Origin of the sequence: Tissierella carlieri (genome assembly GCF_018917285.1) — a bacterium.
Taxonomy (GTDB): Bacteria; Bacillota; Clostridia; order Tissierellales; family Tissierellaceae; genus Tissierella; species Tissierella carlieri.
In genome coordinates this window covers 37,615-53,951 of sequence record NZ_JAHLOH010000013.1, presented here as the reverse complement: position 1 = coordinate 53,951, position 16,337 = coordinate 37,615, and the positions used below count along the sequence as shown (strand labels likewise).

Here is a 16,337-nt window from a genome sequence, read left to right as displayed (position 1 = left end):
TCCTACACCTTCCTATCAAAAATACTATTTCCACTGGATTTCTTGTTTTCTTTTCCATATCCTGGATCTATATGAGTATTTGTAATTAAGTTCATATTAAAATCAATCCAATCTAGATTATCTTGTATAAGATCATTGTTTAATTTATTTCTCAATGAAAGTTCTGCCATGACTTCCTTCATCTTATCTCTAATATATATTAATCTACTGTTGTCTTCTGGTATTCTTTCTATTACATTAGAAATAGGAGTGTTTACAGCTAGCCCCCAAGTATCTAATAATTTTTCTCTTTCTTCCTCTAAAAGAGCCATTTCATTTATTAGAGTTTCTTCTTTTTTTGTAGTTTCTTCTAATTCTCGCATATGATTGTTTATAATCATATCTGCCTTTTTAAATGAAAGTTCTTTTAATTCTGTTAAAACAGTCAATTCCTTTTCCATCACCGCTTCTAGCTCTTCCCTAAAAGTCATTTTCATCACCGGCCATTAAATTTTTTTGTCAAAATTAATACTTTCAAGCATTTTTTCAGCTATCTTTTTCCCTTCTATATGATATGTTCCTGATTGAATTTGATTTTTTATATCTTCAACCTTATCCATACGTATTTCTTCTACGTCTTTAATTTTTTGCAATGCATATTGAAATTCTATAGCTTTTTCAGATATTTTAATTTGATCAATATCCTTTGATCCTTTATCCGAATTAACTTTCTTGACCCCCAAATTTTTGTTATACACTTGAAAAATATTATCTATTTTATTTATTCTCATAAAAAACACCCCACTTAACTTTCTATTATTATTATCGGTAAGATGGGGTGTTTCTTTAGCATATTATTTTCTTTTTTCATATCTATCTATTACTCTAAATTTTTCTTCTACTTTTTTATCTATTGTTCTTTTAGTTGATCTTGCAGAATCTACTACTTGTCCCAACTCTCTTTGAAGGTTATTCTTGCATTTATCACAAAACCTTCCTGTTCTAATACTTACACCACATTTTTCACATTCTAATATTAAATTACTGCCTTCTCCTATTTCTAGTCTTCCTTCCCTTAAAAATACTATTATCTTCCTTGAATCCACTCCCGTAGCTTCTTCAACCTCCGAAATAGTTGCTCCTGGATTATCATATAGATACTCCTTTACCTTTTGAAATTCATCCTCACCAGTCTTTCTGCAACTATGGCAGATTCTAAATCCATCATATTGATAAATTTTTCCACACTTAGCACAATTTCTTATATCCATACTTTCACATCCTTTAGTTATTTTTGCTTGATGTCAAGGCTATACCTATTACTTCCTTAGCACCATTATTTATAAGCACTCTACTGCACTCATCCATAGTTACTCCAGTTGTTATAATATCATCTACTAAAAGTATCTTTTTTCTTTCTATTTCACTAGAATCTTTTATTTGAAATGAGCCCTTTAGATTTATGATTCTATCAATTTTATTTGAATGACTTTGCTCTTTTGTCCATTTAGTCTTTATTAGATTCTCCCTTAATAAAGGTTTTTCAAGATTTTTTGATATGTAAACTGCCAATAACTCTGCTTGATTATAACCTCTTAATGCTTCTTTTCTTTTATGGGTGGGGACATAAATAATTATATCTATATCTTCGGCTATTTTTTTATTTTCAATAGTCCTAATCATAATTTCTCCAAATGGTTTATATAAATAGTTCTTTCCATTATACTTATAGTTCTTCATCATCTCTCTAATAAATCTATTATATGAAAGCGAGTAATACACCTTATTGATATATATGGAATCTATTTGCACTTCTCTATTTAATACTTCCAAGTTCTCATAACACTCTTTACAGATATATCCTTTAATGCTTCCATTTTTCTCTTTGCAAAAAAGACAAATATGTTTTGTTGGAAAAAGTAAACTATTTAAGGTTTGAAGCAAGTTTATCCCTCCATGAAAATAGATACATAATTTCTAATCTTTTTATCTAATGCTGAGTATCTCTTTGTTATTCTATTATTTTTTATCATCATAGATAAATATTTTTCTTCTCCTACTAATACTACTAAATTTTTAGCCCTAGTAATGGCTGTATATAATAAGTTACGAGTTAAAAGCATCGGTGGTCCCCAACTAATTGGCATTACCACCACTGGAAACTCTGAGCCCTGAGATTTATGTACTGTTGTTGCATAGGCTAATCTTAACTCATCTAATTGATTAAATTCATATTCTACTTCCTTTTCATCGTCGAATAAAACTTTCATTGTCCTATCTTCTTCATCTATATCAATTATAAAGCCAAAATCTCCATTGAATACGCCTTCACCAGTATCTACTTCTAATCCATCTCTTACTGTTTTCCATTCAGTTGTATAGTTGTTTTTTATTTGCATCACCTTATCACCAACTCGAAACAGTTCATCTCCAATTTGTTTTTCTGCTTTGGACTTATCTTTAGGATTTAGGACGGACTGTAAATGTTTATTTAGTGAATTGATGCCTACATCCCCTTTTTTCATCGGAGTTAGAACTTGAATATCTCTTACTTTATCTACTCCATAAAAATTAGGAAGTCTTTCATGACAAAGTTCTAATATAGTCTCTAATATTCCATCAGTACTGTTTCTAGTTAAAAAAAAGAAGTCTTTATCCTTTTCATTTAGAATAGGTTCTTCTCCTTTATTTATCTTATGGGCATTAACTATTATCATACTCTCTTCTGATTGTCTAAATATTTCATCTAACCTTACAACCTTAATTACTCCCGACTCAATAATATCTCCGAGCACGTTTCCAGCCCCCACTGATGGCAGCTGATCTGTATCTCCTACTAGAACCACACGGGTTCCCGGTTTCAAAGCCTTTAAAAGTGAGTTCATGAGAAGTATATCTATCATAGAAGATTCATCTATAATAATTAAATCTACATCTATAGGACTGTCCTCATCTTTTCCAAATGCCATAGATTCCTCTTCCATAAAGGAGTATTCCAATAGTCGATGTATTGTCTTTGCCTCTATTCCTGTAGTTTCCGTCATCCTTTTAGCTGCTCTTCCTGTTGGCGCTGCAAGAATCACTGATAGATCCATATCTTCACAAATCTTTATTATAGCATTAATTGTAGTAGTTTTACCTGTACCTGGCCCTCCTGTAATAACTACTAATCCATTTTCTAAAGCTTCTCTTATTGCCACAATTTGTTTTTTAGCGAATAGAATGTTTTCTTGTTCTTCTATTCTTTTAATTTCCTTTTCCACATCTATCTCTAATTCTTCCAATTTGACCTGAGATAATTCTACGAGTTTTCTGCTTACATTATTTTCTGCCATATGAAATGGAGTATAGTATACAAGAGTATCTTCATTATCTGCAATTAAATGAATATTTCCCCTAAGTCCCAGATTCCTTATACCTTCTTCTATTAAACTGTTTTCTGCATCTAATAGCCTAGAAACATTAGATATTAGCTCGTTCTTAGGCACATAGCAATGGCCATTTCCTGCGAATTCCATTATTATATATTTAATTCCAGCTTCTATTCTATATGGTGACTCTTTATTTATACCCATTTTTGCTGCTATCTTATCAGCAGTTTTAAATCCTATACCGTAAATATCCTCTGATAGTCTATAAGGATTTTCACTAATTATATTTATTGTATCTTTGCCATAATTTTTATATATTTTTATACCGTAGTTAACTGTGATACCGTACTGCTGCAAAAATACCATTATATCTCTAAGTTCTCTTTGCTCAGCATAAGCCTCTACTATTATTTCAAGTTTTTTCTCACCTATGCCACTTATTTCCTTTAATCTTTCTGGATTATATTGTATGATTTCCAATGAATCCAGACCAAATTTCTCCACTATTCTCTTAGCGGTCTTAGGACCAATATGGGGAATTAGACCCGATGAAAGGTAGTTTTCTATTCCTTTTAATGTAGATGGCACTACTGTTGATATACTTGTAAATGATAATTGTTCACCATAGGTAGGATGATATATCCATTCTCCCTCTACCTTTACAGTCTCTTCTAGATTTATAAAAGGGGTATTACCTACTATAGTAACTGGTCCATCGGATGTATTAAGTTTTGCAACTGTATAACCATTGGCTTCATTTCTAAATCTTATTTCTTCTATTACACCCTCTAGAATCAACATTCATTTCACTCCTGTTTATTCAATTCATAGCCATAGGCCACTTACGCAATTTACAGTTCACAATGCACAATTGTTAAGGTCTAGCTTTGCAGTATTTTTTGCGACCAGCGGTCGCTTCCTTAATTGTGAACTTAAGTAGAGAACCAAAATCATGGTTTTTGATTTTGTGTTCATCGCTTAGCTACTGATATTTGCCCGCAGGGTATAATTCGGTAGTCCTTTAGGGTTTGTTCATCTAGTGCATTGTGAATTGTGAATTTGCTAACTCCTTAATAATTCAACCTTATCTATCTTTTCCCATGGCAAATCTAAATCTGGTCTGCCAAAATGTCCATATGCAGCTAATTGTCTATAAATCGGTCTTCTTAAGTCTAAACCTCTAATAATAGCTGCTGGTCTAAGATCAAAATGTTTATTAACTAGTTCTTGAATTTCCGTATTGGATATCTTTCCAGTTCCAAAAGTATCTACATATATTGATAAAGGTCTTGCTACACCTATAGCATATGCCAGCCCTACTTCACACTTGTCTGCTAATCCTGCAGCTACTATGTTTTTTGCTACATATCTTGCAGCGTATGCAGCTGATCTATCTACCTTTGTTGGATCTTTTCCTGAGAATGCTCCTCCACCATGTCTTCCATATCCACCGTAAGTATCTACTATTATCTTTCTTCCAGTTAATCCAGCATCTCCCATAGGACCACCCACAACAAATCTTCCTGTAGGATTTACGTAGTATTTTGTATTTTCATCTAATAACTCTTTAGGTATTATTGGCATTACTACATGTTTTATTATATCTTCTTTAATAGTCTCTAAGGTCACATCCGGACTATGTTGGGTAGATACTACAACATTTTCTATTCTTACAGGTTTATCGTCAAGATACTCTACAGTTACTTGAGTCTTTCCGTCTGGTCTTAAATATTCTAATGTACCATCTTTCCTTACATCTGATAATCTCTTAGCTAATTTATGAGCTAATGATATAGGCAATGGCATTAGTTCTGGTGTTTCATTACATGCATAACCAAACATCATCCCTTGATCTCCTGCACCAATTAAATCTAGTTCATCATTAGAGTTGGTTTTTTGCTCTAGTGCTTTGTCTACTCCCATAGCTATATCCCCTGATTGTTCGTTTATAGAAGTAAGCACAGCACATGTATCTGAGTCAAATCCATATTTTGCCCTTGTATACCCTATTTCTTCTATCGTTTGTCTCGCAATCTTTGGTATGTCAACATAACAATTAGTAGTGATTTCCCCTACTACTAGTACCATTCCAGTAGTTACAGTTGTCTCACATGCCACCCTCGCATTGGGGTCTTTTTCAAGTATTGCATCCAGTATTGAATCTGATATTTGGTCGCATACTTTATCTGGATGCCCTTCTGTTACTGATTCAGAAGTAAATAACCATTTTTTCATTCGCTTTCCTTCCTCCTTAAATTTTTCTATTAGGTGCACTTTTATATTTTCCAATTTTAATGTAAAAGAGAAAATATTCTTCTCTGTGTTAAGTCATATTACGCAGTCTCACTGCACAAATTCATTTGCTCATTATCATTCGCATGAATTTTGCGTTCGTTGCCTTTTTGTCCAACGAGCATTCGCGAGTTGTAGACAAAACGGACAGCGTAGGTGCGTTTGACCTACTAAAGCTCACTATCGTTCGCTAAGTTAGGTCATTTTCCACAGTCTCGAAACACAAATCTATTTGCTCGCTGCGCTCGCATAGATTTGGTTCTCGTTGCGTTTGACCTACTAAAGCTCACTATCGTTCGCTAAGTTAGGTCATTTTCCACAGTCTCGAAACACAAATCTATTTGCTCGCTACGCTCGCATAGATTTGGTTCTCGTTGCGTTTGACCTACTAAAGCTCACTATCGTTCGCTAAGTTAGGTCATAAAAAAAACCTTCTCGAGAAAAGGTTTTAGCATTCGCTTTACCTCATCTCTCAGAACATAGTTCTGTGGGATTTAGCACCTTGTATAAATACTGGTTGCCGGATTTCATCGGGCCCATACCCTCCATCGCTCTTGATAAGGAACTATATTGATTTTTTATCTAACAAAGATTTTATCACAATGAAAATTTCTAGTCAATAATGATAAAAATAATCAAAATATTGAAAATACCTTATAGGATATAGTAGCCACGATAATTCCCGATGTTATTATACCCAAGGATATAGATAGCAGTGCTTTTCTAAAATTCATTTTTAACAAGGATGCTATAACTGACCCTGTCCATGCACCAGTACCTGGCATTGGTATGGCTACAAATATAAAAAGTCCTAGTAAACTATATTTCTTTATAATAGCTGCTTTACTCATAGACCTCCTTTTTACCCATCCTACAGTTTTTGAAAATATTACAGTCTTTTCAAAGTATGCCATGATTGGATGAAGTAATTTTAATAAAAAAGGTACTATTATCATATTGCCTATTATACTAAGGATTGTACTATGTATTGGACTAAGTCCTAAAGATATACCCAAAGGCACTGCCCCTCTAAGTTCTATTATAGGTAGCATTGCAAAAAATATTACTATTAACTCTGTTTGTAACTCTTCTAATAATTCCAGCATAAAGATTCCTCCAGTCTTACTATAATTATAAGGTATTTTTTATCCTTATTCAATTAACTTATGTTTAATTTAAAACTATTCCCCACATATTTAAACTACATACAATATGACCTATGAAATAAATTCATAGTATGAATTTATTTCATAGGTCTTTTGTATTATAAATATTTATAAGTAATACAAACCGGATAATACAGGATGGATGATAAAGCCTTATAAGGAAATAAAACCCATATGGCATATTATTTGCAAGCCTATAAAGGTAACTATACAATTAATTTTTAAATCAATAACTTAGGAGATGAAAAAATGATAAAATTAAACAAGAAAAAAACAATTAAATTTAAACTGATTGTAATTCCCTTAATATTAGTACTTATTGGAATTCTAAGTATAGCTATAATTACTTCAGGTTTATTTGAGAAAAATTTATTAGATGCAAAAAAAGTGAGTGGTTTTGAGCTGGCAAGTCAAGTAGTTGACAGAATAGAAGATAATTCAAATGCAATTAAAAATATCAATGAAATCCTAGAAGAAAATATGAGAGCCGCAGCAAAAACTACTATTAATAACCAAGGAAATTTAAGTAACGAGCTACTCGATAGTATTGTAGAAAACTCCACTGTAGACGCCATCTATTGGTACAATAAAGATATGGAAATCATCTACTCTACAGTGCGAGGAGATATCGGATGGAAAGTACCTGCAGATCATCCGCTGACTAGGTTTATGGAAAGTAATGATAATGAGATAATGGAAGATATTAGACAAGATGGTGCATCAGAAAATGGGAATTATTTTAAATTTGGGGCAATAAAGGCTAAAGATGGTGAATTTGTGCAAATTGCTATTCTTGCTAATAAGGTTCAGCAATTAACAGAACAATATGGATACCAAAATCTTGTTGAAGATTTATCCGAAGCAGATAATATAGTCTATGCAGGATTTATTGACCCTAATGCTACAATTTTAGCCAACAGTGATATAAGTAAGGTAGGATCGGAAGAAAGCAAGGAATACATTATCAATGCCATTACCAGCCAAGAGCCTCATTCTTATGTATATGATAATGAAGGCACTGAGGTATATGAGGTTCTCATGCCTATTAATATGAATAATAAATATTTAGGAACATTAGAAATTGCCTTCTCTATGGAAGAGACTTATAAAGCAATTAATAGAAATGTTTTTATTATTATAACTATAGGGGTTTTAGTATTTACTATACTAGGAATCATACTGTATTCTATATCTAGAGGTATAGCAAAGAATCTTAATATTACAAAAGAGCATTTAAACATTATGACATCAGGAGATTTTACTGCAAAGATTCCCGATAAATTTATTGCCCAAAATGATGAATTTGGTGAAATTGCAAATGCTATGGAAAATGTTCAAAATTTTATCAGGGATACAACAAAAAATATAGCGGACTCTTCAGAGAGATTAAAATTAGCGTCACAAAAGCTAACATATGCTAGTCAACAGTCAGCTATAGTATCAGAAGAAATAGCAAATACAGTTCAAGAAATAGCAAAAGGAGCCAATGATCAAGCTCATGATACGGAGCAAGGTGCAATAAATGTTAATATCCTCGGTGATTTAGTAGAAAGAAATCAGAATTTCATTGAAGAATTAAATATGTCTACACAAGAAGTGAATATTTTAAAAGATGAAGGTATTAATACTATAAGAGAATTGGTATTAAAGACAAAAATGAATCAGTCCTCTGTAAAGGAAATAAATGAAATAATTACAAATACAAATGAAAGTGCAGAAAAAATTGAACTTGCCAGTCATATGATTCAAAGTATTGCAGAACAAACTAATCTATTGGCATTAAATGCTGCTATAGAAGCAGCAAGAGCTGGAGACGCTGGAAAGGGGTTTGCTGTTGTAGCTGATGAAGTTAGAAAGCTGGCTGAAAGATCTAATGAATTTACAGAAGAAATAGTTACAATAATAAAGGAATTAACTACTAAAACAGAGTATGCAGTAGATAATATTAAAAAGGTTGAAGAATCCACAGAAATTCAGGTAAAAAGCGTAGAAACAACTCACGAAAAATTTGATGGTATTGCTTTAGCCATAGAAAAAATGAAAAATGCAATAATAGATGTCAATCATTCTGGTGAAGAAATGAGAAATAAAAAAGAAGAAATAATAGTAATCATTGAAAATCTATCTGCGATCTCAGAAGAAAATGCTGCTGGAACAGAAGAAACCTCAGCATCTATAGAAGAACAAATGGCATCTATGCTAGAAATAGAAAATGCATCTAGAATTTTATTAGAATTAGCAGAAGAAATGTATGATAGCATTTCAAAACTTAAATATTAAAATAGTATTATTCAAATTATTTATTTTTGATTCATATGAAAAACAGAGATATATAGAGATATTTATAGATTATTTTTAATATAGTGCGTTTTTTTACATTATATCTTATATTCATCTTATTTTAGTCGAATACTACCAATTTTATACTATTGCATTTTCTCCAAATCCGTCGTATACTATAATAGTTGAGTGAGCGACGGGGTGTAGCGCAGTTTGGTAGCGCACGTGGTTTGGGACCATGGGGCCGGGGGTTCAAATCCTCTCACCCCGACCATCGACAAAATGACTAAAGAAATCTTTAGTCATTTTTTTATTTTTTTGTTTTAATATCTATAACTTTTCTATTAGTTTCCTACACTTTGTTATTTCATTCTTTATCAGCTTTCAATTGTTATTGTCCTCAACTTGTAATATGTTTGTAACCTAATTGATATATTTAAATTATATAATAGAATGGACAAGTAATCACAGGGAAAAAAGGGAGAATTAAAAGTTTCTACCAAAAAATTACATAAAATATTACGAGGTGAGATTATGAAAAAAAATTTAAAGAAAGTTTTTGTATCTTTGCTAACTGCTACTACGATTTTTACATCTACTGGACCAGTCTTAGCAAATAAAATTACTGTAAACATGCCATATTCCATATATCAAAATATTGAAAAGAATAATATTTCCTCTGGAGTAGTCCATGAGAAAATAATGCGTTTCACTACTGCTGGATGGTGGAATATAAATGTTCTTAGAATCAATCTACTAGATCCACATACTGAGATAAAAAGTCTAATAAATCCTAATGGTATGCCAAGTAGGGACAAGGTTAGTTCCATGGTAGAAAAACATAATGCTGTAGCTGGAATAAATGGAGACTTTTTCAATTACAGCCCCATGCCATCAACTTTAGGTGCATTAATAGAAAATGGTGAGCTTTTAACTGCCCGTCGAGATGATGCTAAACCTTTGCTTCCCGGATTCTTTGTAGATTTTTTAAATACTGCTAATATTGACTATTTCCAAAGAACAATGGAAGCCGTTAATCTTACAAAAGGAAATAAAATCAACATAAATGCCGTAAATAATGTATCAACATATTTCGATGCTGTAACTCTTCTAAATAAACACTGGGGTCCTAAATCCATAGGAACTAAATTCCATAATGATTTAGTAGAGGTAGTTGTAAAAAATGATATAGTAACAGATGTAAGGGTCGGTCAAGAGGCTATAGATATTCCTGAAGATGGTTATGTATTAATAGTAAGGGGTTATCAAAAATCACAGGAACTTCAAACCTTTTCTGTAGGTGATTCTATAGAGCTTAATATATCCAGTACTCCGGATATTAACAATATCAAGTTTTCCATAGGTGGGGGAAGTTATATACTTAAAAATGGCGAATTAAACCGTCCCGATCTTGATTCTCCTGGAAATGCTCCTAGAACTGGAATCGGAATTAACAAAGACGGGACAGAGGTAATTTTAGTGACTATAGATGGTAGAGATACTTCCTTTAAGGGGGTTACTCAAGAAATGTTTGGAGCAATCTTTAAAGAGCTTGGAGCATACAATGCCTTAAATTTAGATGGTGGTGGTTCTACTGCCATGGCTATAAAACCTGTTGACTCTCAAAAAGCCGTAATAGTAAATAAACCATCTGAAGGTGCTGAAAGACCTGTTGTAAATGGTGTGGGAGTATTCTCTAATGCTCCTGTAGGTGAATTATCATATATTAAGGTGTCTACTGATGATAGCAATATGTTTATAAACACTACAAGAAAATTTACAGTGAAGGGATATGACCAGTATCATAATCCTGTAACAATTGATGAATCTAAACTTGTATTTACTCAAGAAGGAGTAAACGGTAATATAGCTGGCAATAGTTTCAAAGCTCTTTCCCAGGGAAAAGCAAAAATCACTGCCAATTATGATAATATAACTAGTTCAATAGACATCAATGTATTAGGTAATGTAAAAGATTTAACTACTGATATGTCTAACTTCAATATAGATATAAATAGTGAAAAAACTTTACCTATATTCTATGGTAAAGATGAAAATGGATATCAAGCTAAGATATATCCTGAAGACATTACATTTACAACTATAAATAATATTGGAAGCGTAGCTAACGGAATATTTTATAGCGCTGATACATCTGTAGCAGGTGTTCTTACTGCTAAACTAGGCGAAGGAATTGAAAATATCTTAGTATCTATTGGTAGTGAAGGTAAATTAGTAGAGAGATTTGAGTCCCTTGATAATTTAAGATTTTCTGCATATCCAGAAACAGTAATAGGTGGAATAGGTCTTAGTAGTGATGCAAAGGAAGGGAATTCATCCATATCATTAAAATACGATTTCTCTCAAGGAGAAAACACTAGAGCAGCATATCTAACTCTAATGAATGGTGAAAATATTGGGCTACCTATACAAGGTGTACCAAGAAAATTGGGCCTATGGGTCAATGGAGATAATAGTGGTAGCTGGTTAAGAGGAACTATAAAAGACAATAAAGGTAATTCACATACAATTGACTTTGTAAAAACTATTGATTGGACTGGATGGCAGTTTGTAACAACTAATATTCCATCAAATGTTTCATACCCTATAGTTTTAGAAAAAATTTATCCTGTTGAAACTGATAATCTAAAGAAACAATCAGGAGAACTATTATTTGATGGTCTTACAGCATTCTATCCTCCTACACTAGGTAATATAGTATTGCCTACTCCAAGTACATTAAAGGATAGTAAAAATATTAAAACTAATGTTAATAAAGATGGCTTTTCCTTTGCTGTATTCATGGAGCCAAAGGGATTAAATCAATTAGTAAAATATGATGCTAGCTCTAAAATTAAATCTAAGATTAATACTCACAAAATAGCTATTTCTTTAAACGGTATGTCAAATGAGTTTGTAAAGGGCTTAACTAATTATGCAAGGATTGATGCATCTGGAGCTTATAAAAGAAACAAACATCAAGATGTCGCTTTCATAAATGTAAATACTGGGAAGAATGGTATTAGGGAAACTAATGCTGAACAATGGAATAAATTAAAGGCTGATTTAAATGGAACAACTGAAAACAATATCGTTCTTTTATTCCCTACACCGATATTCGGTTCCAATGGATTTACAGATACTTTAGAAGCAGACCTTCTTCATAAGCATTTAGTTGAAACTAGAGAAAAAGGTAAGAATATATTCGTTGTCCACGGAGGTAATTCCAATACTTCAGATTTAAAAGATGGCATAAGATATATTGGATTAAATACTAAAACTTTAGGAAAACCAGAAGATATTTATGATTTATCTATTATAGAGTTTACAGTAAATGGCTCTGATGTAACTTACACCGTTTCTCCATTATTTGAGAAGCCAGGAGTTAAAGTAGGTAAGTAAATGAAAATGACTTAGGAATGCATTCCTAAGTCATTTTATAATCTTACATAACCATTTTTAAATTGATTATACAGCATCTTAGCTATACCTACGCTATTATCTCCTTTAGTCATTTCCTTAGATAATTCTTCTAGATGCATTTCTTCAAATATACGTGTCCCCTGAGATTTCTCTATTAAACCATTATCATCAGGAACGGTTTTTTTCATTTCCTTTAGCATCATATAAATAAATATGCTTTCGAATTCACGACATACATCCATCAATTTTTTATCATCTTCAGTATGTTTCAAATTCTCAATTTTTTTCTGAACTAAAGAAGGATCTCTATCCGTATTTATAATATTATTAGTTGGTGATATTTCCATTAGTTCACCTCATTATTCTTTTAAATTATTATACTATAATTATTAATTATCTTTTTAAATTATTGGCTAATTGCAACATTTCATCAGAGGTAGTAATTGTCTTTGAATTGATTTCATACGCTCTTTGTGCAGTAATCATCTTTACCATTTCATCTACTACTTGAACATTTGATGCTTCTAAATATCCTTGTATTACCCTAGTACTCATTTCTTCAGCCTCTAAAAGTATTTCTTCGCCAGAAGCTGCAGTTGCCCTATATAGATTTTGACCCTCAGATTGAAGACCTTCTGGATTCATAAAGTTAACCAACATAAGTCTTCCAATCTCAACTGTTTCATCATCTTCATCTTTACCATAAATATATCCCAGTTCATCAACTGTAATATCTTTAATTCCTGTCTCTATAGTAATTAAATCGTCGTCTTCACTAAGTACAAAATATCCTTCCGAAGTAACTAAAGTGGCCTCATCTCCGTCGATACTTAACTTGAAGCTTCCATCTCTAGTATATCTTATATCTCCATTTGGCAATTCCACTGCAAAGAACCCTTCTCCATTTATAGCAAAATCATAAGTTCCTTGAGTCTCCATAAAACTACTTGTCCTAAAATCTCTCTTAGTAGCTACTGGCATAACACCATGGCCTACTTCAAGATTTACCGGCCTTCCTTGATCATCATTTATATTAGCTCTTTTTATATTTGCATAAAATAAGTCTTTAAATTCAGCTCTTTGCACTTTATAACTAGTCGTATTTACATTTGCTAAGTTATTAGATATAGTATCTATATTAAATTGCTGTGCCTTCATTCCTGTAGCTGCAGTCCATAATGATCTCATATTATACCTCCTACACTCTTCCTATTTCATTAGCTGCTTTTTCTAACATTTCATCTTGCATCTTAATTACTTTTTGATTTGCTTCAAACTCTCTTAACAAATTTATCATTTCAACCATACCAGATATAGGATTCATATTAGAACCCTCAAGATAACCTTGTAATATTTCACCGTCAAATATATTCTCTTCTGCTACGGTATTATCTGCCATATAGAAAATATTATCTCCACGTTTTCTCAGGAATTCCTTATTATTAATATCCACTATATCTAAAGTATCAACTGGATTGCCATCAATCTGAATCTCTCCATCAGATAAAATATCTATAGTACCATTTCCTAAAAAGATTGTTCCATTTCTTCCTAATACTCTTCTTCCGTCTAGGTCTGTTAGATATCCTTCTGTTATTGCAAAGGATCCATTTCTGGTATAGAGAGTCTCTCCATTTTCCCCTTGAATTTTAAAGAATCCATTGCCCTTTATGGCAACATCTAATGTCCCACCAGTATCAATAAGTCCACCATTAGTAAAATCTGTAAACAGCTTTTGAAATCTAACTCCTCCACTCATAGTTCCTATAATATATGATGGCGGATTATAAACTAAACCCTGTAGAAGATTTTCCATATCTCCAGCTTGTTGTACCCTGTTCCCATTGTTATTAATTATATAGTTTTCATAATCAGTTTTATGCTCATCCTCTAGATTCTTGTAAGAAGTTTTTAAGTAACCTTCTTCATCTACTACAAATTCTATTTCCTTAACATAAGATTTTCCCCTAGAAGTGTTTACCACAAAATATCCTTCTTGAGTTCGTGCAGTGTGTACTTGTCCATTAGTTTCATAGGTAATATTATTCTCTCCTGCTATATTTCTTAACTCTGGAGTTCTACTCATTTTTGCCAGTAATTTCTCTGGAAAGGATTCTGTTAGAGAAATATCCCTTTTAAATCCTGCAGTATTTATATTGGCTAAATTATTTGAGAGAACATCTAACTTCTTTTGATTAGCTACTAAAGAAGTAGCTCCAATATATAGACTTCTGTTCATCTTTTATCACATCCTAATAATCGATATCTAATATATTATCGGCTACTCTAATCAAAACTTTAGCCTCTATATTTTTTTGTTGTATTATCTTCTACTATATTACTATCTAAATACTGTACCCACTCTAAAGCCTTTCCAGTTCCTCTAGCAACACAAGATATTGGTTCATTTGCTACATGTACTGAAATACCTGTTTTTTCCGTGATTAGCTTATCCATTCCATAAAGTAAAGCTCCTCCTCCAGTCATTAATATTCCCTTATTACTAATATCAGCAGCTAACTCTGGCGGAGTTCTTTCTAAAACTATATGAACTGTATCTACAATCTCTTGTATAGGGTCCTTGAGAGCTTCAAGCATATCAGTAGAAGATACATTTACAGTTATAGGCAGTCCTGTGAGCAAATTTCTTCCTCTTACTTCCTTAAATTCCTCTTCTTCTCTTCTATATGCAGATCCAATACTAAGCTTCAATTCTTCAGCAGATCTCTCTCCGATCATCATATTATATTTTTTTCTAATATACTTAGATATGGCTTCGTCACATTCATCTCCTGCTATCTTTATAGATCGGCTGACTACTATGCCTCCTAAAGAAATGATAGCTACATCTGTAGTTCCCCCGCCGATATCAACTATCATATTACCGCTTGGTTCAGTGATATCTATCCCTGCTCCAATTGCTGCAGCTATAGGTTCCTCAATCAAATATGTCTTTATAGCCCCTGCTTGATTGCTAGCTTCCATAACTGCTCTTTTTTCTACTTCGGTTATTCCGCTAGGTACACATACTATAACTCTAGGTTTAAGTAAATACCTACCTACAGCCTTCTGTATAAAGTACTTCAACATTCTTTCAGTTATATCATAATCAGATATAACTCCATCTCTCATAGGTCTAATAGCTATAATATTTCCGGGAGTTCTGCCTAGCATTTTTCTTGCTTCTTCACCAACAGCTAAAAACTTATTTGTATTTTGATCTATAGCAACAACAGAGGGTTCCTTTAAAACTATTCCTTTTCCTTTCACGTATACTAATACGCTGGCTGTTCCTAAATCTATCCCTATATCCGCTCTCAAACCACACATAGAAAATTCCTCCTTAATTATCCTTATCCCATATTATATTCTACATAAATTCCAAAACTCCTTCTTTTTTTGGCAATTTCTTCAAAATTTTACAAAAACTAAAAGCCCCAACTATGGGACTTTTTTACTAATTATTCGTGTCTAGAATTACTTATTAATAATCCTGCTATAATTTTTTACAAAAAACTAAAAAGTCCCTGTTACGGGACCTTTTTACTCATTAGACGCACTATACTTTAGTTTAGTTGCTCTTCCACCTCTTATATGCCTTTCTGCTTTATTGAAGTCTAAAAGCTCTTTTACCATATGAGCCAAATTTGGATTTATCTTTGGTAATCTTTCTGTCAAATCTTTATGAATTGTTGATTTGCTACACCCAAAAACTTTAGCTGTATCTCGAACAGTACTTTTATTAGAAATTATGTATTTTGCAACTTCTAATGTTCGTTCTTCTATATAATCTTTCACTTAATCAACCCCCCTGACATTTTGGGTA

The 16,337-nt window shown here is 32.4% G+C and carries 14 protein-coding genes, 1 tRNA gene and 1 riboswitch; of the genes, 3 read left to right on the top strand and 12 right to left on the bottom strand.

Annotation, left to right across the window (positions count from 1 at the left end; all coding sequences use genetic code 11):
* Positions 1 to 2 precede the first annotated feature (2 nt).
* From flgN to KQI38_RS01730, 7 genes are all read right to left on the bottom strand, one after another.
* A complete protein-coding gene (flgN, locus tag KQI38_RS01760; protein WP_094899645.1) occupies positions 3 to 476 on the bottom strand; it encodes a flagellar export chaperone FlgN in 474 nt (157 codons plus the stop codon).
* 9 nt (positions 477 to 485) lie between these two features.
* Positions 486 to 770, bottom strand: coding sequence for a flagellar biosynthesis anti-sigma factor FlgM (flgM, locus tag KQI38_RS01755; protein WP_216554739.1), 285 nt, complete (start codon positions 768 to 770; stop codon positions 486 to 488).
* 63 nt (positions 771 to 833) lie between these two features.
* Entirely contained in the window at positions 834 to 1,250 is a 417-nt protein-coding gene (locus tag KQI38_RS01750) for a TIGR03826 family flagellar region protein (RefSeq protein ID WP_094899643.1), read from the bottom strand.
* A 13-nt stretch (positions 1,251 to 1,263) separates the two neighbouring features.
* Positions 1,264 to 1,923: a ComF family protein gene (locus KQI38_RS01745; protein WP_094899642.1), complete on the bottom strand. Its 660-nt coding sequence runs from the start codon at positions 1,921 to 1,923 to the stop codon at positions 1,264 to 1,266.
* A 2-nt stretch (positions 1,924 to 1,925) separates the two neighbouring features.
* Entirely contained in the window at positions 1,926 to 4,151 is a 2,226-nt protein-coding gene (recD2, locus tag KQI38_RS01740) for an SF1B family DNA helicase RecD2 (protein ID WP_094899641.1), read from the bottom strand.
* Between the two features lie 261 nt (positions 4,152 to 4,412).
* Complete coding sequence (metK, locus tag KQI38_RS01735) at positions 4,413 to 5,585, bottom strand: methionine adenosyltransferase (RefSeq protein WP_216554737.1); 1,173 nt, start codon at positions 5,583 to 5,585, stop codon at positions 4,413 to 4,415.
* 519 nt (positions 5,586 to 6,104) lie between these two features.
* Positions 6,105 to 6,206: riboswitch (SAM riboswitch) on the bottom strand.
* A 71-nt stretch (positions 6,207 to 6,277) separates the two neighbouring features.
* A complete protein-coding gene (locus KQI38_RS01730; protein ID WP_094899639.1) occupies positions 6,278 to 6,748 on the bottom strand; it encodes a COG2426 family protein in 471 nt (156 codons plus the stop codon).
* Positions 6,749 to 7,057: 309 nt separating this feature from the next.
* On the opposite strand from KQI38_RS01730, the gene KQI38_RS01725 reads away from it, so the two are divergent.
* The 3 genes from KQI38_RS01725 (at position 7,058) to KQI38_RS01715 (ending at position 12,490) form a co-directional block, all read left to right on the top strand.
* Complete coding sequence (locus KQI38_RS01725; RefSeq protein WP_216554725.1) at positions 7,058 to 9,088, top strand: methyl-accepting chemotaxis protein; 2,031 nt, start codon at positions 7,058 to 7,060, stop codon at positions 9,086 to 9,088.
* Positions 9,089 to 9,285: 197 nt separating this feature from the next.
* Positions 9,286 to 9,362: transfer RNA gene (locus KQI38_RS01720), tRNA-Pro, on the top strand.
* 260 nt (positions 9,363 to 9,622) lie between these two features.
* Positions 9,623 to 12,490: a phosphodiester glycosidase family protein gene (locus KQI38_RS01715; protein WP_216554723.1), complete on the top strand. Its 2,868-nt coding sequence runs from the start codon at positions 9,623 to 9,625 to the stop codon at positions 12,488 to 12,490.
* Positions 12,491 to 12,525: 35 nt separating this feature from the next.
* Here KQI38_RS01715 and KQI38_RS01710 read toward each other — a convergent pair whose 3' ends face one another.
* From KQI38_RS01710 to spoIIID, 5 genes are all read right to left on the bottom strand, one after another.
* Positions 12,526 to 12,858: a rod-binding protein gene (locus KQI38_RS01710; protein WP_094899636.1), complete on the bottom strand. Its 333-nt coding sequence runs from the start codon at positions 12,856 to 12,858 to the stop codon at positions 12,526 to 12,528.
* Between the two features lie 46 nt (positions 12,859 to 12,904).
* The gene (gene flgG / locus KQI38_RS01705; protein WP_094899635.1) at positions 12,905 to 13,699 is read right to left on the bottom strand and encodes a flagellar basal-body rod protein FlgG; all 795 of its coding nucleotides are present in this window, start codon (positions 13,697 to 13,699) and stop codon (positions 12,905 to 12,907) included.
* A gap of 10 nt (positions 13,700 to 13,709) precedes the next feature.
* On the bottom strand, positions 13,710 to 14,750 hold the full coding sequence (locus tag KQI38_RS01700) for a flagellar hook-basal body protein (protein WP_094899672.1): 1,041 nt from the start codon (positions 14,748 to 14,750) through the stop codon (positions 13,710 to 13,712).
* 59 nt (positions 14,751 to 14,809) lie between these two features.
* Complete coding sequence (gene mreB, locus KQI38_RS01695; RefSeq protein ID WP_094899634.1) at positions 14,810 to 15,841, bottom strand: rod shape-determining protein; 1,032 nt, start codon at positions 15,839 to 15,841, stop codon at positions 14,810 to 14,812.
* 213 nt (positions 15,842 to 16,054) lie between these two features.
* Entirely contained in the window at positions 16,055 to 16,309 is a 255-nt protein-coding gene (gene spoIIID, locus KQI38_RS01690; protein ID WP_094899632.1) for a sporulation transcriptional regulator SpoIIID, read from the bottom strand.
* Positions 16,310 to 16,337 lie beyond the last annotated feature (28 nt).

Excerpts from the sequence above, each read along its gene's own strand:
- flgN (WP_094899645.1), bottom strand. The coding sequence starts at position 476 with ATGAAAATGACTTTTAGGGAAGAGCTAGAAGCGGTGATGGAAAAGGAA.
- flgM (WP_216554739.1), bottom strand. The coding sequence starts at position 770 with ATGAGAATAAATAAAATAGATAATATTTTTCAAGTGTATAACAAAAAT.
- KQI38_RS01750 (WP_094899643.1), bottom strand. The coding sequence starts at position 1,250 with ATGGATATAAGAAATTGTGCTAAGTGTGGAAAAATTTATCAATATGAT.
- recD2 (WP_094899641.1), bottom strand. The coding sequence starts at position 4,151 with ATGTTGATTCTAGAGGGTGTAATAGAAGAAATAAGATTTAGAAATGAA.
- metK (WP_216554737.1), bottom strand. The coding sequence starts at position 5,585 with ATGAAAAAATGGTTATTTACTTCTGAATCAGTAACAGAAGGGCATCCA.
- KQI38_RS01730 (WP_094899639.1), bottom strand. The coding sequence starts at position 6,748 with ATGCTGGAATTATTAGAAGAGTTACAAACAGAGTTAATAGTAATATTT.
- KQI38_RS01725 (WP_216554725.1), top strand. The coding sequence starts at position 7,058 with ATGATAAAATTAAACAAGAAAAAAACAATTAAATTTAAACTGATTGTA.
- KQI38_RS01715 (WP_216554723.1), top strand. The coding sequence starts at position 9,623 with ATGAAAAAAAATTTAAAGAAAGTTTTTGTATCTTTGCTAACTGCTACT.
- KQI38_RS01710 (WP_094899636.1), bottom strand. The coding sequence starts at position 12,858 with ATGGAAATATCACCAACTAATAATATTATAAATACGGATAGAGATCCT.
- flgG (WP_094899635.1), bottom strand. The coding sequence starts at position 13,699 with ATGAGATCATTATGGACTGCAGCTACAGGAATGAAGGCACAGCAATTT.
- KQI38_RS01700 (WP_094899672.1), bottom strand. The coding sequence starts at position 14,750 with ATGAACAGAAGTCTATATATTGGAGCTACTTCTTTAGTAGCTAATCAA.
- mreB (WP_094899634.1), bottom strand. The coding sequence starts at position 15,841 with ATGTGTGGTTTGAGAGCGGATATAGGGATAGATTTAGGAACAGCCAGC.